Here is a 23,139-nt window from a genome sequence, read left to right on the forward strand (position 1 = left end):
AGTTCTATCAATTATTCTAGAGCATCTATCCTTAAAAATGGCATTCCCTTCAACTGACTGCCTAAACATGCGACAATGATCGGCTCTGCCGGCTTAAATCTTTCGCTAAATCAGGATATTAACTGCCCATGAAGGGTAAATACAAAGCCGCTCTTGCGCTTTTACTGCTGTTCATACTGTTGCCGCTGACGCTGCTGATGACGCTCGCTCAGTGGGTACCGACGCTCGCCGGGATCTGGCTGCCCGTCGGGACGCGCATCGCTTTCGAAGAGCGTCCGAAACTTACCCGTCACGCGCTGGTGATCCCCGATCTTCGCTATCTGGTTGAAGATTGCGAAATTGCCCGCATCGATAACGTTACGCTGTCACATCCGAGCCGCTGGAAGCTGGATGTCGGCGCGATGGATCTCAATTCCGTCTGTCTGAGCAAAATTCCCCAGTCTGCACCCTCAACGGTCGCCCCCAAAACGCTGGCGCAGTGGCAGGCGGTATTACCGAATACCTGGATCACGATTCACCGTCTGACGCTGTCGCCCTGGCAGCAGTGGCAGGGCGAGCTGCATGCGTCGCTGACGCCGTCCATTCAGGAGATCGCCTATAAAGGCGAGCAGGTCAGCATTAAAGGCACGCTGCGCGGTCAGACGCTCTCGGTCAGCCAGTTCGATGTACAGCTCCCGGACCAGCCGCAGCCGATTAAGCTGGTGGGCGAGTTTACCCTGCCGCTGGTGCCGGATGGCGTGCCGGTTAAAGGCCACGCGGTCGCGACCTTTAACGTGCCACAGTTAACGTCTCTGGTCGATGCCGATCTGGACTGGGAAGACAATCAGGGACAGCTGGTGGTGATGGCGCGGGACAATCCCGATCCGCTGCTCGACCTGCCGTGGCAGGTCACGGCGGAGCAGCTGAACATCAGCGACGGGCGCTGGAATTGGGATCTCTCGGGGATGCCGCTGAGCGGCCGGGTGTCTCTTCGCGCCGACAACTGGCAGCAGGGGCTCGATAAAACCACCCTGACCGGACGGCTGAATGTGCTTACTCAGGGTGATGCGGGGAAAGGCAACGCGGTACTGAACATTGGGCCCGGCAGGCTCAGCATGGAAAACAGCGACATGCCCCTGCATCTGAGCGGCGAGGCGAAGCAAAACGATCTTATTCTTTACGCCAAATTGCCCGCAACGCTGACCGGCAGCCTGTATGAACCGCAGCTGGCCTTTGAGCCGGGCGCGCTGCTCCGCTCGCGCGGGCGCATCATTGACTCACTCGATATCGATGAAATCCGCTGGCCGCTGGCGGGCGTGAAGCTGACGCAGAAGGGCGTGGACGGTCGATTACAGGCGATTCTGCGCGCTCATGAAAACCAGATGGGTGATTTTGAACTCCACCTGGACGGCCAGGCCAACGACTTTTTACCTGATAACGGTCTGTGGCAGTGGCGCTACTGGGGAAAAGGCGGCTTTACGCCGATGCATGCCCGCTGGGATGTCGCCGGGAAAGGCGAGTGGCGCGACAATCTTATTGAGCTGACGGCGCTCTCCACCGGTTTTGACAAGCTCCAGTACGGCACGATGGAGGTCAGCAAGCCGCGTCTGGTGCTGGATCGGCCGGTGCGCTGGCTGCGTGACCCCGAAAAACCGGCCTTCAGCGGCGCGCTGTCGCTCAACGCCGGGCAAACCCGTTTCTCCGGCGGCAGCGCGTTGCCGCCCTCGGTCCTGACCTTCAGCGTCGACGGTACCGACCCGACCATTTTCCAGTTTAAGGGCGACCTCCATGCGGACAAAATCGGCCCGGTACAGGTGAACGGACGCTGGGATGGCGTGCGCCTTCGCGGGCAGGCCTGGTGGCCGAAACAGTCGCTCACCGTCTTCCAGCCGCTGATCCCGCCGGACTGGAAAATGACGCTGCGCGACGGGGAGCTTTACGCGCAGGTCGCCTTCTCGGCGGCGGCCGATCAGGGCTTTGAGGCGGGCGGGCACGGCGTGCTGAAATCCGGCAGCGCCTGGATGCCGGATAACCAGATTAACGGCGTCGATTTTGTGCTGCCGTTCCGATTCAGCGAGGGAACCTGGTCTCTCGGCACGCGCGGTCCGGTCACCTTGCGCATTGGCGAAGTGGAAAACCTGGTGACCGCGCGCAACATTACCGCCGATCTACAGGGGGACTATCCCTGGACGGAGGACAATCCGCTGCTTCTCACCAACGTGAAGGTGGAAACCCTCGGCGGGAAGATCACCATGCAGCAGCTGCGGATGCCTCAGCACGATCCGGCCCTGCTGCGCGTGGACAATATCTCCTCCAGCGAGCTGATCAGCGCCGTTAATCCGAAACAGTTTACCATGTCAGGGCCGGTGAGCGGGGCGCTGCCGTTCTGGCTGGACAATGAAAAATGGATCATTAAAGATGGCTGGCTGACCAACCCGGGGCCAATGACGCTGCGCATCGACAAAGATACGGCAGACGCCATCGTGAAAGATAATATGGTGGCGGGCGCGGCGATTAACTGGCTCCGCTATATGGAAATTTCGCGTTCGTGGACGAGAATCAATTTAGATAATCTGGGTGAATTAACCATGCAGGCGACCCTCAAGGGGACCAGCCGGGTGGATGGCAAAAGCAGCTCCGTCAACCTGAACTATACCCATGATGAGAATGTCTTTACCCTCTGGCGCAGCCTGCGCTTTGGGGACAATCTGCAAACCTGGTTTGAGCAACATGCGGCGATACCTGCTCCCCGCAGTTTGACTGGCAAGGAAAGTGAGGAACAACAATGAAAAAGATGGCTGGTGTGCTCACCGTTGCCGTTGCCGCGCTACTGACCGGCTGTACGCCGCGCATTGAAGTCGCTGCGCCAAAAGAGCCGATTACCATCAATATGAATGTCAAAATCGAACATGAAATCCATATTAAGGTCGATAAAGACGTCGAAACCCTGCTGAAATCGCGCAGCGATCTGTTCTGAGGATACCATGAAACGATTAGCTCTGATTTTACTGGCGCTGGGGATGAACGTGCAGGCGGCTGCGCTGACCTTAAACGATGCCCGGGCACAGGGGCGCGTGGGGGAAACCCTCAGCGGCTATCTTGCCCCGATTCAACAGGACGCGGAAACGCTGGCGCTGGTCAGTCGTATCAATGCGGCGCGCGCGGAAAACTACCAGAAGCTGGCTGACAGCAATAATTTGCCGGTCGATGAAGTGGCTAAAATGGCCGGTCAGAAACTGGTTGCCCGCGCGCAGCCGGGCGAATACGTGAAGGGCATTAACGGAAAATGGCTCAAAAAGTAGTTAGCGGTAGCGCCTGCGGTATTCACCCGGCGAGACGCCAAAACGCTGCTTAAACGCCGTAGAAAAATGGCTATGGTCGGTGAACCCCCAGCTGTAGCCAATACCCGCCAGCTTTTCATCATCACCGGTAGATTGCAGTGCCTGCGCGCAGAGATCCAGACGACGGTTTTTGATGTACTGCGCTACCACCAGCCCCTTCTCGGCAAACATGCGGTAAAGGCTGCGCACGGACATGCCGCTCTCGGCGGCAATCCATTCCGGGCGCAGCGATTCAGACTGAATATGGTCGTCAATCAGCGCCACCACATGCTGGAACTGGCGCTCCTTGCGCGGCTGAATGATTTCACGCTGCTGGAAAGCGGGGCGCAGCAGACAGATCATCGCCTCGAGCGCCGCTTCGCTTTCACGGTCACTCAGGTCGGCATTGCTCATGCTCTCCATCAGCAGGCGATGGCTCAGCTGTACCGTGGGCAAGGTGCGGGAAAGGGCGGTCGCGCAGCTTATCTCCTGAAAACGACACTGCTGCTCAATAATCTGGCGGGGAACCAGCAGCGAAATCTGGCGGGATTTTTCCCGCCAGTTGATCGAGCATGGACGCGACGCGTCAATCAGCGTGATATCACCGGTTCTGAGCAGCGCGCGACGGTCATCCTGCTCAATTTCCGCGCTGCCTTCGAGCTGGAACACGGTATAGAACCAGGCATCATTACTCTGAGCGATCTCCTGACGGGAGCGGAACAGGTTAACGCCGCCTGCGGTCACGGTGCTGAGCTTCAGGCTGCGCGCATAGCTGGTCTCCAGCTCGCCGAAGAATTTCCCCCCGGTGGGCTGCGCGTTAAAACGCCCGCAAACCTGGTTAATTTGCGCCAGCCACTGCTGATACTGTTCCTGCTCGCTTGCACACGCCATCGTTTCTCTCACTGCACCGTCAACGTTTTCGCATTGTTGCATTTGTGTTGCATTTTGTCAGAGCTATGAGGCTGACTATAGGAAAGAACACTCACCGGTAACAGCGATATAAGCGGCAATTATCGCGATTTGCGGAGCCTGTCACAGGTGGCAAAGCGAATGTCACAGAGACAAAAGCGAGAACGCAAAACCCCACTTAGACTGGATGGACACCCTGCGAAGAATAACGAAGGAGTATCCTATGTCTGAATCACAGGTGGCCATTCAGCCTGCCGTACAACAATTTTTAGACCGTCAGCATGGCCTGTGGATTGAAGGGCGTCAGGCCGCGTCGGACAGTGAAAAGCGGCTGAACGTCTTCAACCCGGCCACGGGCGAGGTCATTGCCTCAACTGCCGATGCCAGCGTCGACGACGTTGACCGTGCTGTTATGTCCGGCTGGCGCGCGTTTGTCGCCCGCAGCTGGGCCGGAAAACTGCCGGCGGAGCGCGAGCGGATCCTGCTTCATTTCGCCGATCTGGTCGAACAGCACAGCGAGGAGCTGGCCCAGCTTGAAACGCTGGAGCAGGGCAAATCCATCAACATTTCCCGCATGTTTGAAGTCGGCTGCACCCTGAACTGGATGCGCTATACCGCCGGGCTGACCACCAAAATTACGGGTAAAACCCTCGACCTTTCCATTCCGCTGCCGCAGGGCGCCCGCTATCAGGCGTGGACGCGTAAAGAGCCGGTTGGCGTGGTGGCCGGGATTGTGCCCTGGAACTTCCCGCTGATGATCGGGATGTGGAAAGTGATGCCTGCGCTGGCCGCCGGCTGCTCTATTGTCATCAAGCCGTCAGAGACCACGCCGCTGACCATGCTGCGCGTGGCGGAGCTGGCAAGCGAAGCGGGTATTCCGGACGGGGTGTTCAACGTGGTGACCGGGAGCGGCGCGGTGTGCGGCGCAGCGCTGACCTCGCATCCGCATATTGCAAAGGTGAGCTTTACCGGCTCAACGGCGACGGGTAAGCAAATCGCCCGCGCGGCGGCGGATACGCTAACCGGGGTGACTCTGGAACTGGGCGGGAAAAACCCGGCCATTGTACTAAAAGACGCGGACCCGGCGTGGGTAATCGAAGGCCTGATGACCGGCAGCTTCCTGAACCAGGGGCAGGTGTGCGCGGCGAGCTCGCGCATCTATATTGAAGCGCCGCTGTTTGACACGCTGGTCAGCGGGTTTGAGCAGGCGGTGAAATCCCTGAGCGTCGGGCCGGGTATGTCGCCGGAGGCGTTTATCAACCCGCTGGTATCGCGCGCGCACTGCGACAAGGTGCAGACCTTCCTTGACGAAGCGAAGTCGCGCAGCGCGGAGCTGATCGTCGGTAACCGGGGGCCGGAAGGCAAAGGCTATTACGTTTCGCCTACGCTGGTGGTGAACCCGGATGCCTCACTGCGCCTGACCCGTGAAGAGGTGTTTGGCCCGGTGGTCAACCTGGTACGCGTCGCCGACGGGGAAGAGGCGCTCCAGCTGGCAAACGACACCGAATATGGCCTGACTGCCAGCGTCTGGACGCAGAATATCAGCAAGGCGCTGGAGTACACCGACCGGCTGCAGGCGGGCACCGTCTGGGTAAACAGCCATACGCTGATTGACGCCAACCTGCCGTTCGGCGGCATGAAGCAGTCCGGCACCGGACGCGACTTCGGTCCGGACTGGCTGGACGGCTGGTGTGAAACCAAATCGGTTTGCGTGCGCTACTAGTAAAAGCAAAAGGCAACCTGGAGGTTGCCTTTTTAGTGTTTGTTCCCTCTCCCATGGGAGAGGGTCAGGGTGAGGGCATCCAGCCGCACCGGGCGAATTTTGCAGGCCGTGTAAGGCGTAGCCGCCACCCGGCTTTAATTAAAGCGACCACCGATCCCGACCGGCCTCTTTCGCCCGGTACAGCGCCGCATCGGCGCGGGCGATGATCTCGGTGCCCGCTAACCCTTCCGCCATGCTTGCAATTCCCATGCTCACGGTGACACGATCGCTAACGGTTGACGCGCTGTGCGGTATAGCTTCTGTGCGCAGGCCGTCCTGAATACGTAAGGCCACCTTTTCTGCGATGTTTTCCGGACAGTTAAACAGGATCACTACAAACTCCTCGCCGCCGTAGCGTGACACCACATCATCAGGCGTGCGCACCGACTGCTTAAGCACCCGCGCCACGCGCGTCAGGCAGTCGTCACCCGCCTGGTGCCCGTAGGTGTCGTTGTAGCGTTTGAAATAGTCGATATCCAGCATGATCACCGAGAAGGTTTTTTTCTGCTCAACCGCGTTCTCCAGCACCACTTCCATTTTCCGGCGATTGGCGGTTTTGGTTAACGGATCCTGATGCGCCAGCGCATCCAGCCTGGAGATCAGCAGCTGATTTTGCTGGTTACGTCGCCAGGCCTCGTCAAACCAGCTCAGCAGGATGAAACGCCCGCAGATCAGGATCAGCGTAAAGACGCTCCAGATAACAAAAAAGTGAAGGTTGAGGCCATCGTTCCGTATCCAGCTTGCTACCGGCAAGGTGATCCAGAGCGGGAGCACAAAGGCGAGTAGCCCTTCAGGATAAAAATAGAGCGCCGTTAAGCCAGCGAGTAATAAAATGACGCACAGCGGCCAGACGTGCGGGAGCAGCAGCTGGGTGATAAACCAAAAGCAGGAGACCGACCAGATGGCGCTGCAGATAAACAGTACCACGCTAATGCCGGCGATGCGTCGCCAGGCCATGAGGATCAGCGCAGCAGAGAGAATGATAATGCCGAGCATGGAGGCATCGACCATTCTCGCCAGCTGCGGCGAGTGGGGATAAAGGGGATCGCTGGTATTAAGCAAAATGTGTCGCAGCAGAATCATCACCGCGAAGCTGATATTCACGAAGGCCAGCCACGGCAGGTTCATCGCCAGCCCGTGCATAACCATAGCATGGTGCGTTGGCCAGGTTGCCCGTTCAAGTGTCGGTTTTTTTCTTTTTTCCATAAAGCCCTTTCCCGACCGGGGGATAAATCATGCAGGTGAGATATCAGTAACTATAAGCAAGCCAGGACGATCCTCAAATCCAGAGGCAAAAAAAACCGGGCATTGCGCCCGGTACGTTATTTATTTCTGTTCGTCTTTCTTCTTCCCGAGCGTTGGCGTCTCGTCGAAGAAGTTCCACGGCTTAAGCAGGGTATGCACCCATTCCGTCGGCATTATCGGCCACTCCTCCGCGCGGGCGACATGGGTGGTGCCGGTGGTCATCCAGACCACGTCATCCTGATCGTTAAGCGACTCGTTATCCTTGCTGTACTGCCCCAGGCCCGTGTCGTGTACGGAGCGGTTCGGGAATTTTCCTTCAGGGTAGAGCTCATCCGGGTGGTAACGAGTCACCCACAGCTGTTTGTCCATAAAGCTCAGGCGATGGTAAATCCACTCGTCCGGGGCAAATTTCGCGCCGGTCGCCACCGGGTGCGTACCGCCCGCGTAAGGGATAATCTGGTACGAGACCGGGTTGCCCATGCGGTTCTCTTTACTGGTGTTGCTCAGCAGCCGAATGGTGCCCGGGTCGAACTTCTGCGCCGCCTGCTGCTCGGTATTAATATCGTACTGATTGATCTGCATGGTGCTGGTGCGCGGGCCCCCGGCGGTATTCGGCTTCACTTCCGGATCCATCGCCACCAGCTTGTTGTTGATGCCGTCCACGTCCATATCAAGACGGAAGTTGTAGATATGCTGGTGCGTGGTGCCCACGATGTTATGGTCGATCAGCGTGCCGTATTTGGTGTCGTCTTTGGCTGTGGCGTCGTGCATGGTTTTCGCCTGAACGCCTTTCACCGCCTCGATACCCGTTGCGCCGGCGTCAATGCCGATAGTGCCATTTTCATGGAACACCCAGTCAAAGATGTAATCGTAGTTGCCCACGGTACTCACCCAGCGCACCACCAGCTCGCGGCGCTCGGTGCTGACGTTTGGCTGACCCATCTCCTGATGTTTGTATTCCGGCCCGGCGTAGCGTTCGAAAATGGCGATCGCGCGCGGGATCTCCATCGGCGCGCCGGTGTAATCCGGGATGGTTTCATTGAGCATCACGGCGTTGGACGGTACGTCTTTACCGCGCACCAGCGGTGAGGTCAGGGTGCCCATACCGTAGTCGCCGGAGTCGAGATAGGCTTTAAAGTACCAGCCCACGTCCGGATCGCCGTAAGGGACGATCATGCCGCCGAGCGACCCCTGATACATCACCTGGCGCTTTTTGCCGTTGTCGTTATAGGTGACGGTTGAAATCATCGGACCGACGCGGGAGTCCAGGCTAAGGTGAAAATCCCAGTTCTGCCAGTGCACCATATCCCCGGTGATGGTGTAGTTCTTACCTTCCGGCTCAGTGATGTTGAGCGGTTTTTTCGGCGTCTCAACGCGGTCGCGGCCATCATAGGGACGCGGGGTCATGGGAACCGGAACAACGGCGCCTTCTTCAATCTTCTGGATCTTTTTCTGTTCAAGATCGACCACGGCCACCAGGTTCTCAATCGGGTGCGCCCAGTAGTTGCCGTCGCCCACGTCCAGATAGCTCACCACCTTCAGCAGGCGATCTTCCTGCTTCAGGCCGTCTTTACCGTCGAAATAGCCGACGGTCAGCGGCGTAGTAATCACTTTTTTCGGGTCGGTGATGCCGTGTTTTTTAAGCACCTCGGCGAACTCGGTGCTTTCGTTGATGATCTGCTGAACCGCGGTGAAATCATCCAGCAGCACCATGCCGTGCGCGTCTTTTACCGGCTCCCGGCGCAGGATTTTTTTATCCTTCAGGTCCACCACGCTTTCGATAACGTGCTTGCCATCGAGCATGACGATCTTCGCCTGGCGAGGGGCATCCACTGCCGTACCGTTAAGCACAAAGTCCCACACTTTGGCTTTCTCGGGCTCTGCCAGGGCGATCTGGGTAAAGCGGGTATTCGGTTTAAAGTCCGCCGAGGCTTTCACAATCTCAACGGCCTGCTTAATTTCGTCCGCCGTTAGCGCGTTTAACGGGTGAGGGCGTTTTTCTACCTGGAAGGTCTGGTCAAGGCCGGACTGGAACACATCGTTGATGAAGGTATCGGAAATAAAGGCTTTCTTGCCTTTCATCACCACCGGCACCTCGAGTCTGAGGGTTTTACCGTTGACGATGGCGGTTTTAGCGCCCGGTTTGACCTTCACAAAGGCACCGTCTTTCGCAATGGTGAACATCTGTGCGTAATCATCCCACTGAACGTCCGCGCCAAAGTCCTGCAGCGTTTTGTCCATCGGGATCATATGCGCCTCACTGCCGTGGGCGAAAACAGGGGATTGCCAGGCGCAACACAGCGCAACGGCCATGGCCAGCGCCGTTCTACGGGCAGAAAAAGAAGAATTGCTTCCCATCGTAGACCTCATCTTGTTGTGTTTATTGTGTTGTGACAGCCTTATCCTGACAGGCCTATGAGAAAAGCGTTTGCCTGCATCTGCCAGGTTATTTGCCAGTCTTGCCAGGTTAAAAAAAGAGCGGGGATACGTCACATCCCCGAGATAGAGGCTTCATGGGATCAGTATGGTGATCTATCCAGATAAATACGCACGTCGAACCCAACTGTAGTGAAAGAGTAAATATTTCCGCGAACGCGGAGATAAATATCTCCGTTTGTTACCGTTGCTGTGGCTTTAGCATCGTTGGTAACCATGACAGGTTTGATATCTGATACGTGAGACATAAAATCTTCAGTGCTTTTTTTCGCATCATAGAGATAAAAGTGAAACGTATCTCTGGATAAAGAACTCGCTTCAACCTGGGTTATGTAGAGAGCTAAACGATCATTAACGATAATTTTTTCCTGAAATTTTTCATACACGGTAAACAGATCGCGGAAAGGGTATAAGATAAACCCCAGAAAAATGACAACCGCCACTACGATTCGCCAGTTAAAATCCCGAACGTCGTGCATAATCTATTCCTGCCCTAATCCATAATTGATCAACAGGGTCATCTCCATAAGCACTGGCACCATGATATTTAGCAAATTCTACCGGATCGCTTGTGCCAGCAAGGATCTGCGCAGTACCTGCACCGCGTAGCAGCACTCCATCAGGAATGCCCGCCGCCGCGCCAACCGCACCGTAATGAAAATTTCCAAAGTTAGCATATTGCGAACGGCCTTGCTTATAGTCCCATGGGCCATGATTTCTCACCATTTGATAAAACCAGATGTACGTCATCATTGAGGGACCGCCATGAAATCGAGCGATGACCATATGGCTGACAACGTCAACGCCCGGGGGCGAAAATGAAGCAATATCGTATGGAGTAGAATATGAAGGCACACGCATAGTTAACGCTCTGCCCAGCTATCGGCGAATCGCAAATTACCGTCGCAATATGTCCAGGTTATTTTGTCGTACCGTAGTTCAACGACTTCAAGATGATTGTGTTTTTCTTTCGTCGGGTCTTTAGTGTCATGCATCAATGGCGTAACGGAAACGACGCGAACATTATCGAGATGCATATTGTAATATTCTACCTCTTGACCAGCGTCATTTATGCGATACCACCTGAATTCCGCTGTTTTGAGGGTTTGCCCAGTAGCAACGGCTTTCATCAGATAAGGAGAAGATGAATCAATTTCCTTTTGAAAAACGATTGGCGCATGGTTGCGTTTGCTGGTGATTTTACCGGTCAAAGGATCCGTTGGCAGGCGGAGGTTATGGGTAAAGCCGGTGACTTCAATGCTTCCCTCGCGGTCACGAATATCCACTGAGCCTGTGATTTTTGCGCCGCCGTCGTCCGTTAAGAAAAGATATACGGGTATTGCCATATTCAATTAACCTTCCATGTAATTGCACTTGAAAATATTCACGTCAGAAAATAATAGCCTTGATAATAATATGGTCAATTCGATTACTGTTTCTGGTTGTAACTTATCCAGACCAGGCTGGCTGGATGGATGGTTTGGTCTCCCAATGCCATCCAGTTTATATTTTCTCTTAACGCAACACATCTGCGGATTAAGAGTTAAGGCTCAAGATAAAATATCACCCTGCTGGCGCGCCACCAGCGTCAGGATGGAGTAGAGCGCCACGGCCTGCTGGTGCTGATTGAAGATCTCAACCGCCCATTCCACCACGCCGGTCGGTTTTTCCTCGGCGGTACGCTGTTTCTTCAGCGTTTTACGTTTGCAGGTCAGACGTACCTGAATGGTATCGCCAGGCTTAACCGGCTCGATAAAGCGCAGGTTCTCCATGCCGTAGTTTGCAATAACCGGCCCGACGCCCGCATCAACAAACAGCCCCGCGGCGGCTGAGATCAGGAAGTAGCCGTGCACCACGCGCTCGCCGAAGATCGACTCTGCCGCGCCGATCTTGTCCATATGGGCGTAGAAGTGGTCCCCGCTCAGGCAGGCAAAGTTCACAATGTCCGCTTCCGTGAGGGTGCGGCGCGGCGTCAGGAGGCTATCGCCCGGCTGTAGCTCCTCGAAGTATTTGCGGAACGGATGCACGCGATCTTCCTGCACCGCTGCGCCACGCACCCACTGTTTGCCAATGGCGGCCAGCATCGTCGGGCTGCCCTGAATCGCGGTGCGCTGCAGGTAGTGCTTCACCGCGCGCAGGCCGCCCAGCTCTTCGCCGCCGCCCGCGCGGCCCGGGCCGCCGTGCACCAGCTGAGGCAGCGGGGAGCCGTGGCCGGTAGACTCTTTTGATGATTCCTCGTTAAGGATCTGAATGCGCCCGTGGGCGCGCGCCGCGCCGGCAATAAACTGGCGGGCAATCGCCGAATCGGCGGTGACCAGCGTACCCGCCAGGCTGCCGCCGCCCGCGCGGGCAAGCTGCATCGCGTGGCGTGCGTTGCGATACGGCATCAGCGTCGCAACCGGGCCGAAGGCTTCGGTTGAGTGCACCGCCGGGGTTTCGTCCGGCTGCGGGCAGAACAGCAGGGTCGGTGGGAAGAACGCCCCCGGGGCCTGCAGATCCGCTTTGCCACCCAGACGGATCTGGCAGCCAGCGGCGATCAGCTGATCCACTTTTTCCTGCACGTCCGCGCGCTGTTCGGCGTTGACCAGCGCCCCCATCTTCACCCCTTCCTGCGCCGGGTCGCCCACCACCACTTTTTCCAGGCGTGAAATCAGCGCCTTGGTCACGGCGTCAATCTGGCTCTGCGGGACGATAATGCGGCGAATGGCCGTACATTTTTGCCCGGCTTTGGCGGTCATCTCGCGGACCACTTCCCGGACGAACAGCGCAAACTCCGGCTGTTCCGGCGTGACGTCTTCCCCCAGCACGCAGCAGTTCAGGGAGTCGGCCTCCATGGTGAACGGAATGGCATTCGCCACAATATTCGGGTGCACGCGCAGGCTTTGCCCGGTGCTGGCGGAGCCGGTAAAGGTCACGACGTCCTGGCTGTCGAGCTGGTCGAGCAGATCCCCCGCGCCGCCGCAGATCAGGCTGATGGCGCCGTCCGGTACAAGCCCGCTGTCCACGATGGATTTCACCATCGCCTGCGTCACCTGCGCGGTCGCGGTAGCGGGTTTGATAATGGCGGGCATGCCGGCAAGCCAGGTCGGCGCCAGCTTTTCCAGCATGCCCCAGCAGGGGAAGTTAAAGGCGTTGATGTGCACCGCCACGCCGGATTTGGAGGTGAGGACGTGGCGCGCCGCAAAGCCGCCTTCTTTCGACAGCGGGATTAACTCATCTTCCGGCCACAGCGTGTCATCCGGCAGCTCGCGGCTGCCCAGGCTGGCGTAAGTGAAGAGGGTGCCGATGCCGCCTTCAATATCCACCCAGCTGTCCGCCTTCGTCGCGCCCGTCTGGGCTGACAGGGCATAAAACGTCTCTTTCTCGCTAAGCAGGTGCTTTGCCACCGCCTTCAGCATGGCCGCACGTTCGATAAAGGTCATCTCGTGAAGCGCTTCACCGCCGCGCTCAATCGCATAACGACGGGCGGCCGCCATGTCCAGCCCTTCGCTGGTCACGCTCCACAGGGCTTCGCCACTGATGGCGTGATGAATAGTGCGTTCGCGGCCCCGGCCAGACTGCCAGGTACCGGACACGAAGCTGGCTAACTGCTGCATCGCTTATCTCCAAGTGTTACGTAATTTACTCATTAATAGTTTGATCATGAATCATAAAAATCAAGCTGAGTTTTTAATGAATTGTTAACGTTGTGATCTGGCCGGATGAATCTCACCGCTTGAAGGCGCTTTCTGAAAGGCCTGAGACAAAAGCCTTGAGAGCAGCATCACAAAACCAGGAAACAATTCTTGGGGTTATATTTAACCTTTGTGTAACTTTTAAAAAACAAAGTGATTCAACATTACGCTTTAATTTGCAAACTAACGAATCATAAAGGTGACGACGTGACGCAAGAACAACGGTTTGAGCAGCGCATAGCGCAGGAGACGGCGATTGAGCCTCAGGACTGGATGCCTGACGCCTACCGTAAGACGTTGATCCGTCAGATTGGTCAGCATGCGCACTCCGAAATTGTCGGCATGCTGCCGGAGGGGAACTGGATCGCCCGCGCGCCGACGCTGCGCCGAAAAGCGATCCTGCTGGCGAAGGTGCAGGACGAAGCCGGACACGGGCTCTACCTCTACAGCGCGGCGGAAACGCTGGGCTGCGCGCGGGAAGACATCTACCAGAAGATGCTCGACGGCAGGATGAAATACTCCTCCATCTTCAACTATCCGACCCTGAGCTGGGCCGATATCGGCGTGATCGGCTGGCTGGTAGATGGCGCGGCCATCGTCAACCAGGTGGCGCTGTGCCGCACCTCCTACGGTCCGTATGCCCGCGCGATGGTGAAAATCTGTAAAGAAGAGAGCTTCCACCAGCGCCAGGGCTTTGAGGCCTGCATGGCGCTGGCGCAGGGCAGCGAGGCCCAACGTCAGATGCTGCAGGACGCCATCAACCGCTTCTGGTGGCCGGCGCTGATGATGTTCGGGCCGAACGACGACAACTCGCCGAACAGCGCCCGCAGCCTGGCCTGGAAAATCAAACGCTTCGGCAATGACGAGCTTCGCCAGCGCTTTGTCGACAACACGGTGCCGCAGGTGGAGATGCTGGGCATGACGGTGCCGGATCCCGACCTGCGATTTGATGAAGAGAGCGGTCATTATCGCTTCGGCGAGATTGACTGGCAGGAGTTTAACGAGGTCATTAACGGGCGCGGCATCTGCAACCACGAACGCCTGGCCGCAAAACGTAAAGCCTGGGAAGAGGGGGCGTGGGTGCGGGAAGCCGCACTGGCGCACGCGGAAAAACAACACGCCCGCAAAGTGGCTTAAGAGGAATCACGATGAGCAACGTCTACTGGCCGCTGTACGAAGTGTTCGTACGCAGCAAACAAGGGTTATCCCACCGTCACGTGGGCAGTCTGCATGCCGCCGACGATCGCATGGCGCTGGAAAATGCGCGTGATGCCTACACCCGCCGCAGCGAAGGGTGTTCTATCTGGGTGGTAAAGGCGAGCGAGATTGTCGCCTCCCAGCCGGAAGAGAGCGGTGAGTTCTTCGACCCGGCGGAAAGCAAGGTTTACCGCCACCCGACGTTCTACACCATCCCCGACGGCATCGAGCATATGTGAGGCAAAGAATGAATTCAGTGACTGCCTATGCCCTGCGTCTGGGCGACAACGGTCTGGTGCTTTCCCAGCGCCTCGGCGCCTGGTGCGGCCACGCGCCGGAGCTGGAAATTGACCTCGCGCTCGCCAATATCGGCCTCGACCTGCTGGGGCAGGCGCGCAATTTCCTGACCTATGCCGCGGAGCGGGAAGGCCAGGGCGATGAAGACACGCTGGCGTTTGGCCGCGACGAGCGCCAGTTCCGCAACGTCCTGCTGGTGGAGCAGCCGAACGGCAGCTTCGCCGACACCATTGCCCGCCAGTATCTGATGGATGCCTGGAACGTGGCGCTGTACGAACGGCTGACCCAAAGCAGCGACGGTCAGCTTGCGGCCATCGCCGCCAAAGCGGTTAAAGAGGCGCGCTACCACCTGCGCTTCTGCCGCGGCTGGCTGGTGCGTCTGGGCGACGGGACCGAAACGTCCGCGCAAAAAATGCAGCAGGCTATCGACAATCTGTGGCGTTTTACGGCGGAGCTGTTCGAAGCCGATGACGTCGAGCTGGCGCTGATTGACTCCGGCGTGGCGGTTGACCCGCGCGTCCTGCGCCAGCCGTGGGAAAGCGAAGTGTTTGCCGGTCTGAATGAAGCCTGCCTGCAGGTTCCCGCAGAGGTGGCGTACCGCACCGGGGGCAAGAGGGGGCTGCATACCGAACATCTGGGCCCGATGCTGGCGGAAATGCAGTATCTCCAGCGCGCGTATCCCGGTCAGCAGTGGTAAAGGAGAACGCTATGCAACGCCTCGTCGACATCGCGCCCGCGCAAATCCCGCAGATCTGGTCGCTGCTAAGCCAGATCCCCGATCCGGAAGTGCCGGTATTAACCATCACCGATTTAGGCATGGTGCGCAGCGTGAAGGCGCAGGGGGAAGGCTGGGTCATTGGCTTCACGCCAACCTACTCGGGCTGTCCGGCAACGGAACACCTGCTGGGGGCGATCCGCGACGCGATGACCGCGAACGGCTTCACCCCGGTGCACATTGTGCTCCAGCTTGAACCCGCCTGGACAACCGACTGGATGACCACCGACGCGCGCGAGCGCCTGCGGGCGTACGGCATCAGCCCGCCCGTGGGGCATAGCTGCCACGCGCACGCGCCTGTGGAGGTGAGCTGCCCGCGCTGCGCCAGCACCGATACCTCGCTTATCAGTGAATTTGGCTCGACGGCCTGCAAAGCGCTCTACCGCTGCAACACCTGCCGCGAGCCCTTCGACTATTTCAAATGTATTTGAGGCTGCCATGACAACGTTTCATTCATTAACAGTGGCAAAAGTGGAACCCGAAACCCGCGACGCGGTGACCATTACCTTTGCGGTGCCGCAGGCGCTGCAGGAGGCCTACCGCTTCCGTCCCGGCCAGCACCTGACGTTAAAAACGAAGCTTGACGGGGACGAGCTGCGCCGCTGCTACTCCATCTGCCGGGGTACCGCCCCGGGTGAAATCAGCGTGGCGGTCAAAGCCATCGACGGCGGGCGCTTTTCCCGCTATGCGCGGGATGAGATCAAAGCGGGCATGGCCCTGGAGGTGATGGTTCCTCAGGGGCAGTTTGGCTACCAGCCGCGGGCTGAACGTGAAGGCCACTATCTGGCGATTGCGGCAGGCTCCGGGATCACTCCCATGCTGGCGATTATCTCCGCGACGCTGGCGACCGAACCCAACAGCCAGTTCACCCTGATCTACGGCAACCGCAGCAGCCAGAGCATGATGTTCCGCCAGGCGCTGGCGGACCTGAAGGACAAGTATACGCAGCGGCTGCAGCTGGTCTCCATCTTCAGCCAGGAGCGGCTGGACAGCGATCTGCTCTTTGGCCGCATCGACGGGGAAAAGCTGCAGGCGCTGGCGAAAACCCTGATTAACTTCCGCCAGTACGACGAGGCGTTTATCTGCGGCCCGTCGGCGATGATGGACGACGCCGAAGCGACGCTGAAGGCGCTGGGGATGCCGGACAAATCCATTCACCTTGAGCGCTTTAACACCCCGGGGACCACCGCTAAACGCGCGGTGCACGTCCAGGCGGAAGGACAGAAAGTGACCTTGCGCCAGGACGGGCGCGATCGTGAAATCACCCTGACGGCGGACGACGAAAGCATCCTGGATGCCGCCCTGCGTCAGGGGGCGGATCTTCCGTATGCCTGCAAGGGCGGGGTGTGCGCCACCTGTAAATGCAAAGTGCTGCGCGGGAAGGTGGATATGGCGACCAACTACAGCCTGGAGCCGGACGAGCTGGCCGCCGGATACGTGCTGAGCTGCCAGTCGCTGCCGTTAACCGCCGACGTGATTGTCGACTTCGACGCGAAGGGGATGGCATGAGCGAACTGACTGTTACCCGTCATGGCCGCGTGCTGCAGCTGACGCTAAACCGTCCGGCGGCGCGCAACGCCCTCAACAATGCGCTGTTGACGCAGCTTGCGGAACAGCTGGAGGCCGCGGCTTCTGACATCGAGATTTCCGTCTGCGTGATTTACGGCAGCGAGCGCTGCTTTGCCGCCGGGGCCGATCTCAACGAAATGGCTGAGAAAGACCTGCCCGCCACGCTGAACGATATTCGCCCGCAGCTGTGGGCGCGGATTAACGCTTTTCCTAAACCGCTGATTGCCGCCGTGAACGGCTTCGCGCTGGGCGCAGGCTGCGAGCTGGCGCTGCTGTGCGACGCGATCGTTGCTGGCGATAACGCCCGTTTCGGCCTGCCGGAAATTACGCTTGGCATTATGCCCGGCGCGGGCGGCACCCAGCGTCTTATCCGCAGCGTCGGTAAATCGCTCGCCAGCAAAATGGTGCTGACCGGAGAGAGTATCTCCGCGCAGCAGGCGCTGAGCGCCGGGCTGGTGAGCGACGTCTTCCCGCCAGCGCTGACGCTAGAGTATGCCCTGAAGCAGGCGGCGCTGATGGCGCGCCACTCTCCGCTGGCGCTGCAGGCGGCGAAACAGGCGCTGCGCCAGTCTCAGGAGGTGCCGCTCCAGGCCGGTCTGGCCCAGGAGCGCCAGCTGTTTACGCTGCTTTCTGCCACCGAAGACCGCCGGGAAGGCATCGACGCCTTCTTACAAAAACGCACCCCCGACTTTAAAGGACGCTAATTGTGGAATGTATTCTCAGTCATGTTGAGCAGGGCGTAATGACCATTACGCTGAACCGTCCGGAGCGTCTGAACAGCTTTAACGACGTGATGCACCAGCAGCTTGCCGAGTGCCTGAAACAGGCCGAGCGTGATGACACCGTTCGCTGCCTGCTGATCACCGGAGCGGGACGCGGCTTTTGCGCCGGTCAGGATCTGAACGACCGCAACGTCGACCCCAACGGCCCGGCGCCGGATCTGGGGATGTCCGTTGAAACCTTCTATAACCCGCTGGTGCGCCGCCTGGCAAAGCTGCCGAAACCGGTCATTTGTGCCGTTAACGGCGTGGCGGCAGGCGCGGGGGCCACGCTGGCGCTGGGGTGCGACATGGTCATTGCCGCGCGTTCCGCCAGCTTCGTGATGGCCTTCAGCAAGCTCGGCCTGGTGCCGGACTGCGGCGGCACCTGGCTGCTGCCGCGCGTGGCCGGACGCGCCCGCGCCATGGGGCTGTCGCTGCTCGGCGACAAGCTCAGCGCCGAACAGGCGCAGGCCTGGGGGATGATCTGGCAGGTGGTGGATGACGAACAGCTCTCCACTACCGCGCAGCAGATGGCGCTGCACTTTGCGTCTCAACCGACCTTCGGGCTGGGGCTGATCAAGCAGGCAATCAATGCAGCGGAAACCAACACCCTGGACGCCCAGCTCGATCTGGAACGCGACTATCAGCGCCTGGCCGGGCGAAGCGACGATTACCGCGAGGGCGTCAGCGCCTTCCTGGCGAAGCGCGCGCCGAACTTTACGGGGAAATAAGATGCTGAACATACGTACTGTCGCCGTGATCGGCAGCGGCACGATGGGCGCAGGGATTGCCGAAGTCGCCGCCAGCCATGGGCATCAGGTGCTGATCTACGACATCTCCAGCGACGCGATATCGCGGGCCATCGACGGGATCCGCCAGCGTCTGGCCTCCCGGGTGACGCGCGGAAAACTCTCCGCCGATGCCGGGAGCCAGATCCTCGCCCGGCTGCTTCCGGTCACGGATATCGAGGCGCTCGCCGCGGCCGATCTGGTCATAGAAGCGGCCTCCGAGCGTCTGGAGGTGAAAAAGGCGCTGTTTGCTCAGCTGGCTGAGATCTGCCCGCCGCAGACGGTGCTGACCAGCAATACCTCTTCCATCTCCGTCACGGCGATTGCGGCGGACGTCCACCACCCGGAGCGGGTCGCAGGGCTGCACTTCTTTAACCCGGCACCAGTGATGAAGCTGGTGGAGGTGGTCAGCGGGCTGGCGACCTCTCCGGAAGTAGCCGACGCGCTGTGCGAGCTGGCGCTGAACTGGGGTAAACAGCCCGTTCGCTGCCAGTCAACGCCGGGATTCATCGTCAACCGCGTCGCCCGTCCGTTTTATTCCGAGGCCTGGCGCGCGCTGGAAGAGCAGGTCGCCCCGCCGGAGGTGATTGATGCCGCCCTGCGCGACGGCGGCGGTTTCCCGATGGGGCCGCTGGAGCTGACCGATATGATTGGTCAGGACGTGAATTTCGCGGTGACCTGCTCGGTATTTAACGCCTTCTGGCAGGAGCGTCGTTTTCTGCCTTCGCTGGTCCAGCAGGAGCTGGTGCTGGCGGGAAGGCTGGGCAAAAAGAGCGGGAAGGGCGTCTACGACTGGCAGGGTGACAAACCCGCCGTGCAGTGGGTGCCGGCCGTGAAAGACAGCTACAGCCCGATGCGCGTGGAAAGAAGACGTGACGGTGTCACAGAAATTGATGATGTGTACCTGATCGAAACGCAGGGCGAAACCGCTCAGGCGCTGGCGCTGCGGCTCAACGGCCCGGTGGTGGTGGTGGACCGCATTGAGCGCGACGTGGCGGTGATTGCGTCGGCCGCCAGCAACCCGCACACCGCGACGCAAAAGGCCATCCGCTACCTGCAGCAGCAGGGTAACCGGGTGGTGCAAATCGCCGATTATCCCGGCCTGCTGGTCTGGCGCACGCTGGCGATGATTGCCAACGAAGCGCTGGATGCCCTGCAAAAAGGGGTCGCCAGCGAAAAGGACATCGATACCGCCATGCGCCTGGGCGTGAACTACCCGAGCGGGCCGATCGCCTGGGGCGAGCGTCTGGGCTGGCAGCGCCTGCTGACGCTGCTGGAGAACCTGCAGCGTCATTACGGCGAAGAGCGCTATCGCCCCTGTTCACTGCTGCGCCAGCGCGCGCTTCTGGAGAGTAGCTATGAGTCATAACGCCTGGCATAACGCCCGCGCGATGTACGAACGGGACGCCTGCGCGCAGGCGATGGGGATGGACATTGTCGACATGGATGAAGGCTACGCGGTGGTGACCATGATCATCACCCCGCAGATGCTTAACGGCCACCAAACCTGCCACGGCGGACAGCTTTTTTCGCTGGCAGACACCGCCTTTGCCTATGCCTGCAACAGCCAGGGGCTGGCGGCGGTAGCCTCAGGCTGCTCGATTGATTTTCTGCGTCCGGGCTTTGCCGGGGACACGCTCACCGCCACCGCGCGGGTGATGCACCAGGGCAAACTGACCGGCGTGTACGACATTGAAATCCAGAACCAACAACAGAAAACCGTCGCCCTTTTTCGCGGGAAATCTCACCGCATCGGCGGCAGCGTGACAGGAGAGGCAGATGCGTGACGCATTTATTTGTGATGGCGTTCGAACCCCGGTGGGGCGCTACGGCGGCGCGCTTGCCGCAGTCCGAACCGACGATCTCGGTGCCGTGCCGCTGCGCGCGCTGCTGGCCCGCTATCCCCAGCTCGACCTCGAGCGGATCGACGACGTGATTTTCGGCTGCGCCAACCAGGCGGGGGAAGATAACCGCAACGTAGCGCGCATGTCGTCCCTGCTGGCCGGGCTGCAGCAGACGGTGTCCGGAACCACCATTAACCGCCTGTGCGGATCGGGTCTTGACGCGATTGGTTTTGCGGCGCGCGCCATTAAGGCAGGCGATGGCGAGCTGCTGATCGCGGGCGGCGTGGAGTCGATGTCGCGCGCGCCGTTTGTGATGGGCAAAGCCACCGCCGCGTTTCAGCGTCAGGCGGAGATCTTTGATACCACCATCGGCTGGCGATTTGTGAATCCGCTCATGCATCAGCAATTCGGAACTGACAGTATGCCGGAAACGGCAGAGAATGTAGCTGAATTGTTAAATATCAGCCGTGCCGATCAGGACGCGTTCGCGCTGCGCAGCCAGCAGCGTACCGCGCAGGCGCAGCAGAACGGCATTCTGGCGCAGGAGATTGTGCCGGTACCGGTGCCGGGCAAAAAAGGGGCGGTCACGGAGTTCTGCGTGGATGAACATCCGCGCGCGGACACCACGCTCGAACAGCTCGCTGGACTCAAAACGCCGTTCCGTAAGAACGGGGTGGTCACGGCGGGAAATGCCTCCGGCGTCAACGACGGCGCGGCGGCGCTGATCGTCGCCAGCGAGAAGATGGCGCTGGCGCAGGGGCTAGTCCCGCGCACGCGGATCGTGGCGATGGCGACGGCGGGCGTGGAGCCTCGTCTGATGGGGCTCGGTCCGGTCCCGGCCACTCGCAAGGTGCTGGAGCGCGCCGGACTCAGCATTAACGATATGGACGTGATCGAGCTTAACGAAGCTTTCGCCTCGCAGGCGCTGGGCGTGCTGCGTCAGCTGGGCCTGCCGGATGATGCCGCGCACGTCAACCCGAACGGTGGCGCGATTGCGCTGGGCCACCCGCTGGGCATGAGCGGTGCCAGACTGGCGCTGGCCGCGAGCAATGAACTGCACCGACGCGGCGGGCGCTACGCGCTGTGTACGATGTGCATCGGTGTGGGTCAGGGCATTGCCATGATCCTTGAGCGTGTTTGAGCATAAAAACAATGTGAGTACCCTACAATGACAAATACAATAAAGCTTGATCCGATTGAAACGGCCTCCCTTGACGAGTTACAGGCGCTGCAGACCGAGCGTCTGAAATGGACGCTGCATCACGCCTACAGCAACGTGCCGATGTACAAACGCAAGTTTGACGCCGCGGGCGTTCACCCTGACGATTTCAAAGAGCTGGCGGATATCCGCAAATTCCCGTGCACCACCAAGCAGGACCTGCGGGATAACTATCCGTTCGATACCTTTGCCGTGCCGATGGAGCAGGTGGTGCGCATTCACGCGTCATCCGGCACCACCGGCAAACCGACCGTTGTCGGCTATACGCAGGGCGACATCGACAACTGGGCCAATCTGGTGGCCCGCTCCCTGCGCGCCGCGGGCGGCAGTGCGAAGGACAAAATTCACGTGGCGTATGGCTACGGCCTGTTTACCGGCGGGCTGGGCGCGCACTACGGCGCCGAGCGTTTAGGCGCGACGGTGATCCCGATGTCCGGCGGCCAGACGGAGAAACAGGCGCAGCTGATCCGTGATTTCCAGCCGGATATGATCATGGTGACGCCATCCTACTGCCTCAACCTGATTGAAGAGCTGGAGCGCCAGATGGGCGGCGATGCCAGCGGCTGTTCCCTGCGCGTGGGCGTCTTCGGCGCCGAGCCGTGGACGCAGGCCATGCGTCGCGAAATCGAAAAACGCTTAGGCATTACCGCGCTGGATATCTATGGCCTCTCCGAAGTGATGGGGCCGGGCGTGGCGATGGAGTGTATCGAAACCGTCGACGGCCCGACCATCTGGGAAGATCACTTCTACCCGGAGATCGTTAACCCGAACGACGGCACGCCGCTGGATGACGGTCAGCAGGGCGAACTGCTGTTCACCACGCTGACCAAAGAGGCGCTGCCGGTGATCCGCTACCGCACCCGCGACCTGACGCGCCTGCTTCCGGCAACCGCGCGCAGCATGCGCCGCATGGACCGGATCAGCGGCCGCAGCGACGATATGCTGATCATCCGCGGCGTCAACGTCTTCCCGTCGCAGCTGGAAGAGGAGATCGTGAAGTTCGAACATCTTTCGCCGCACTACCAGCTGGAGGTGAACCGTCGCGGGCATCTTGATTCACTTTCCGTGAAGGTGGAGCTAAAAGAGAGCAGTCTGACGCTGACGCACGAGCAGCGTTGTCAGGTGTGCCACCAGCTTCGCCACCGCATTAAGTCAATGGTGGGAATTTCCACCGACGTAATGATTGTTAACTGCGGCAGCATCCCGCGCTCGGAGGGCAAAGCCTGCCGGGTGTTTGATTTGCGTAAAGTCGCAGCTAACGGTTGAGTTTCCCTCACCCCAGCCCTCTCCCAAAGGGAGAGGGTGTAAAAAATTCCCTCTCCCTTTGGGAGAGGGTTAGGGTGAGGGGCTATCCCAGAATCCTG

22 protein-coding genes are annotated in these 23,139 nt (G+C 59.3%); 15 read left to right on the forward strand and 7 right to left on the reverse strand.

Annotated elements, in window-relative coordinates; genetic code table 11:
- Positions 1-128: 128 nt before the first annotated feature.
- The 3 genes from ACOTZC_RS03890 to ACOTZC_RS03900 are packed head-to-tail and all read left to right on the forward strand — an operon-like array spanning position 129 to position 3,281.
- The gene (locus ACOTZC_RS03890; protein WP_126303232.1) at positions 129-2,768 is read left to right on the forward strand and encodes a YdbH family protein; all 2,640 of its coding nucleotides are present in this window, start codon (positions 129-131) and stop codon (positions 2,766-2,768) included.
- Entirely contained in the window at positions 2,765-2,956 is a 192-nt protein-coding gene (locus tag ACOTZC_RS03895) for a YnbE family lipoprotein (RefSeq protein WP_014169918.1), read from the forward strand. Before ACOTZC_RS03890 ends, ACOTZC_RS03895 begins: the two co-directional genes overlap by 4 nt.
- A 7-nt stretch (positions 2,957-2,963) precedes the next feature.
- Positions 2,964-3,281, forward strand: a complete 318-nt coding sequence (locus ACOTZC_RS03900) for a YdbL family protein (protein ID WP_045401153.1) — start codon at positions 2,964-2,966, stop codon at positions 3,279-3,281.
- Here the strand turns inward: ACOTZC_RS03900 and feaR are convergent, their stop codons facing one another.
- Positions 3,282-4,190 carry a transcriptional regulator FeaR gene (gene feaR, locus ACOTZC_RS03905; protein ID WP_033145415.1) on the reverse strand — a complete coding sequence of 303 codons (909 nt, stop codon included), beginning with the start codon at positions 4,188-4,190 and terminating at the stop codon, positions 3,282-3,284.
- Between the two features lie 241 nt (positions 4,191-4,431).
- Here feaR and ACOTZC_RS03910 point away from each other — a divergent pair, with 241 nt between their 5' ends.
- Positions 4,432-5,931 (forward strand): aldehyde dehydrogenase family protein, encoded by a 1,500-nt coding sequence (locus ACOTZC_RS03910; protein ID WP_126303233.1) that lies wholly within the window; start codon positions 4,432-4,434, stop codon positions 5,929-5,931.
- 138 nt (positions 5,932-6,069) lie between these two features.
- Here ACOTZC_RS03910 and ACOTZC_RS03915 read toward each other — a convergent pair whose 3' ends face one another.
- The 6 genes from ACOTZC_RS03915 to paaZ all read right to left on the reverse strand — a co-directional run bounded on the left by ACOTZC_RS03915 (position 6,070) and on the right by paaZ (position 13,247).
- Positions 6,070-7,176, reverse strand: coding sequence for a GGDEF domain-containing protein (locus ACOTZC_RS03915; RefSeq protein WP_045620220.1), 1,107 nt, complete (start codon positions 7,174-7,176; stop codon positions 6,070-6,072).
- A gap of 120 nt (positions 7,177-7,296) precedes the next feature.
- Complete coding sequence (gene tynA, locus ACOTZC_RS03920) at positions 7,297-9,573, reverse strand: primary-amine oxidase (protein ID WP_045398968.1); 2,277 nt, start codon at positions 9,571-9,573, stop codon at positions 7,297-7,299.
- 161 nt (positions 9,574-9,734) lie between these two features.
- Entirely contained in the window at positions 9,735-10,130 is a 396-nt protein-coding gene (locus tag ACOTZC_RS03925) for a hypothetical protein (protein WP_045398970.1), read from the reverse strand.
- Complete coding sequence (locus ACOTZC_RS03930) at positions 10,108-10,404, reverse strand: polymorphic toxin type 44 domain-containing protein (protein WP_223604042.1); 297 nt, start codon at positions 10,402-10,404, stop codon at positions 10,108-10,110. The genes ACOTZC_RS03925 and ACOTZC_RS03930 overlap by 23 nt, the downstream gene beginning before the upstream one ends.
- Before the next feature lie 110 nt (positions 10,405-10,514).
- A complete protein-coding gene (locus tag ACOTZC_RS03935) occupies positions 10,515-10,997 on the reverse strand; it encodes an Hcp family type VI secretion system effector (protein ID WP_045398973.1) in 483 nt (160 codons plus the stop codon).
- 204 nt (positions 10,998-11,201) lie between these two features.
- Positions 11,202-13,247 (reverse strand): phenylacetic acid degradation bifunctional protein PaaZ, encoded by a 2,046-nt coding sequence (gene paaZ / locus ACOTZC_RS03940; protein WP_047174254.1) that lies wholly within the window; start codon positions 13,245-13,247, stop codon positions 11,202-11,204.
- 285 nt (positions 13,248-13,532) lie between these two features.
- Here paaZ and paaA point away from each other — a divergent pair, with 285 nt between their 5' ends.
- The 11 genes from paaA to paaK are packed head-to-tail and all read left to right on the forward strand — an operon-like array spanning position 13,533 to position 23,041.
- Positions 13,533-14,462, forward strand: a complete 930-nt coding sequence (gene paaA / locus ACOTZC_RS03945) for a 1,2-phenylacetyl-CoA epoxidase subunit PaaA (RefSeq protein WP_241238558.1) — start codon at positions 13,533-13,535, stop codon at positions 14,460-14,462.
- 11 nt (positions 14,463-14,473) lie between these two features.
- Positions 14,474-14,761: a 1,2-phenylacetyl-CoA epoxidase subunit PaaB gene (gene paaB, locus ACOTZC_RS03950; protein WP_003857353.1), complete on the forward strand. Its 288-nt coding sequence runs from the start codon at positions 14,474-14,476 to the stop codon at positions 14,759-14,761.
- An 8-nt stretch (positions 14,762-14,769) separates the two neighbouring features.
- Entirely contained in the window at positions 14,770-15,516 is a 747-nt protein-coding gene (gene paaC, locus ACOTZC_RS03955) for a 1,2-phenylacetyl-CoA epoxidase subunit PaaC (RefSeq protein ID WP_045398985.1), read from the forward strand.
- Positions 15,517-15,527: 11 nt separating this feature from the next.
- Complete coding sequence (gene paaD, locus ACOTZC_RS03960) at positions 15,528-16,025, forward strand: 1,2-phenylacetyl-CoA epoxidase subunit PaaD (RefSeq protein WP_045398988.1); 498 nt, start codon at positions 15,528-15,530, stop codon at positions 16,023-16,025.
- 7 nt (positions 16,026-16,032) lie between these two features.
- Positions 16,033-17,103: a 1,2-phenylacetyl-CoA epoxidase subunit PaaE gene (paaE, locus tag ACOTZC_RS03965; protein ID WP_047174258.1), complete on the forward strand. Its 1,071-nt coding sequence runs from the start codon at positions 16,033-16,035 to the stop codon at positions 17,101-17,103.
- A complete protein-coding gene (gene paaF / locus ACOTZC_RS03970) occupies positions 17,100-17,867 on the forward strand; it encodes a 2,3-dehydroadipyl-CoA hydratase PaaF (protein ID WP_047174259.1) in 768 nt (255 codons plus the stop codon). Before paaE ends, paaF begins: the two co-directional genes overlap by 4 nt.
- Positions 17,867-18,655 carry a 2-(1,2-epoxy-1,2-dihydrophenyl)acetyl-CoA isomerase PaaG gene (paaG, locus tag ACOTZC_RS03975; protein ID WP_421635676.1) on the forward strand — a complete coding sequence of 263 codons (789 nt, stop codon included), beginning with the start codon at positions 17,867-17,869 and terminating at the stop codon, positions 18,653-18,655. The genes paaF and paaG overlap by 1 nt, the downstream gene beginning before the upstream one ends.
- 1 nt (position 18,656) lies before the next feature.
- Entirely contained in the window at positions 18,657-20,081 is a 1,425-nt protein-coding gene (paaH, locus tag ACOTZC_RS03980) for a 3-hydroxyacyl-CoA dehydrogenase PaaH (protein WP_126303234.1), read from the forward strand.
- Positions 20,071-20,499, forward strand: coding sequence for a hydroxyphenylacetyl-CoA thioesterase PaaI (gene paaI / locus ACOTZC_RS03985; RefSeq protein ID WP_047174261.1), 429 nt, complete (start codon positions 20,071-20,073; stop codon positions 20,497-20,499). The genes paaH and paaI overlap by 11 nt, the downstream gene beginning before the upstream one ends.
- Positions 20,492-21,697: a 3-oxoadipyl-CoA thiolase gene (gene pcaF, locus ACOTZC_RS03990; protein WP_126303235.1), complete on the forward strand. Its 1,206-nt coding sequence runs from the start codon at positions 20,492-20,494 to the stop codon at positions 21,695-21,697. The genes paaI and pcaF overlap by 8 nt, the downstream gene beginning before the upstream one ends.
- A gap of 27 nt (positions 21,698-21,724) precedes the next feature.
- Complete coding sequence (gene paaK / locus ACOTZC_RS03995) at positions 21,725-23,041, forward strand: phenylacetate--CoA ligase PaaK (RefSeq protein WP_421635599.1); 1,317 nt, start codon at positions 21,725-21,727, stop codon at positions 23,039-23,041.
- The last annotated feature ends 98 nt before the right edge of the window (positions 23,042-23,139 follow it).

The organism is Enterobacter cloacae complex sp. SHL009, assembly GCF_049237205.1.
In the GTDB taxonomy this organism is placed as follows: Bacteria; Pseudomonadota; Gammaproteobacteria; order Enterobacterales; family Enterobacteriaceae; genus Enterobacter; species Enterobacter cloacae_M.

What these genes read in the sequence shown, in the direction of transcription:
- ACOTZC_RS03890 (WP_126303232.1), top strand. Translation starts at nt 129, where the DNA reads ATGAAGGGTAAATACAAAGCCGCTCTTGCGCTTTTACTGCTGTTCATA.
- ACOTZC_RS03895 (WP_014169918.1), top strand. Translation starts at nt 2,765, where the DNA reads ATGAAAAAGATGGCTGGTGTGCTCACCGTTGCCGTTGCCGCGCTACTG.
- ACOTZC_RS03900 (WP_045401153.1), top strand. Translation starts at nt 2,964, where the DNA reads ATGAAACGATTAGCTCTGATTTTACTGGCGCTGGGGATGAACGTGCAG.
- feaR (WP_033145415.1), bottom strand. Translation starts at nt 4,190, where the DNA reads ATGGCGTGTGCAAGCGAGCAGGAACAGTATCAGCAGTGGCTGGCGCAA.
- ACOTZC_RS03910 (WP_126303233.1), top strand. Translation starts at nt 4,432, where the DNA reads ATGTCTGAATCACAGGTGGCCATTCAGCCTGCCGTACAACAATTTTTA.
- ACOTZC_RS03915 (WP_045620220.1), bottom strand. Translation starts at nt 7,176, where the DNA reads ATGGAAAAAAGAAAAAAACCGACACTTGAACGGGCAACCTGGCCAACG.
- tynA (WP_045398968.1), bottom strand. Translation starts at nt 9,573, where the DNA reads ATGGGAAGCAATTCTTCTTTTTCTGCCCGTAGAACGGCGCTGGCCATG.
- ACOTZC_RS03925 (WP_045398970.1), bottom strand. Translation starts at nt 10,130, where the DNA reads ATGCACGACGTTCGGGATTTTAACTGGCGAATCGTAGTGGCGGTTGTC.
- ACOTZC_RS03930 (WP_223604042.1), bottom strand. Translation starts at nt 10,404, where the DNA reads ATGATGACGTACATCTGGTTTTATCAAATGGTGAGAAATCATGGCCCA.
- ACOTZC_RS03935 (WP_045398973.1), bottom strand. Translation starts at nt 10,997, where the DNA reads ATGGCAATACCCGTATATCTTTTCTTAACGGACGACGGCGGCGCAAAA.
- paaZ (WP_047174254.1), bottom strand. Translation starts at nt 13,247, where the DNA reads ATGCAGCAGTTAGCCAGCTTCGTGTCCGGTACCTGGCAGTCTGGCCGG.
- paaB (WP_003857353.1), top strand. Translation starts at nt 14,474, where the DNA reads ATGAGCAACGTCTACTGGCCGCTGTACGAAGTGTTCGTACGCAGCAAA.
- paaC (WP_045398985.1), top strand. Translation starts at nt 14,770, where the DNA reads ATGAATTCAGTGACTGCCTATGCCCTGCGTCTGGGCGACAACGGTCTG.
- paaD (WP_045398988.1), top strand. Translation starts at nt 15,528, where the DNA reads ATGCAACGCCTCGTCGACATCGCGCCCGCGCAAATCCCGCAGATCTGG.
- paaE (WP_047174258.1), top strand. Translation starts at nt 16,033, where the DNA reads ATGACAACGTTTCATTCATTAACAGTGGCAAAAGTGGAACCCGAAACC.
- paaF (WP_047174259.1), top strand. Translation starts at nt 17,100, where the DNA reads ATGAGCGAACTGACTGTTACCCGTCATGGCCGCGTGCTGCAGCTGACG.
- paaH (WP_126303234.1), top strand. Translation starts at nt 18,657, where the DNA reads ATGCTGAACATACGTACTGTCGCCGTGATCGGCAGCGGCACGATGGGC.
- paaI (WP_047174261.1), top strand. Translation starts at nt 20,071, where the DNA reads ATGAGTCATAACGCCTGGCATAACGCCCGCGCGATGTACGAACGGGAC.
- pcaF (WP_126303235.1), top strand. Translation starts at nt 20,492, where the DNA reads ATGCGTGACGCATTTATTTGTGATGGCGTTCGAACCCCGGTGGGGCGC.
- paaK (WP_421635599.1), top strand. Translation starts at nt 21,725, where the DNA reads ATGACAAATACAATAAAGCTTGATCCGATTGAAACGGCCTCCCTTGAC.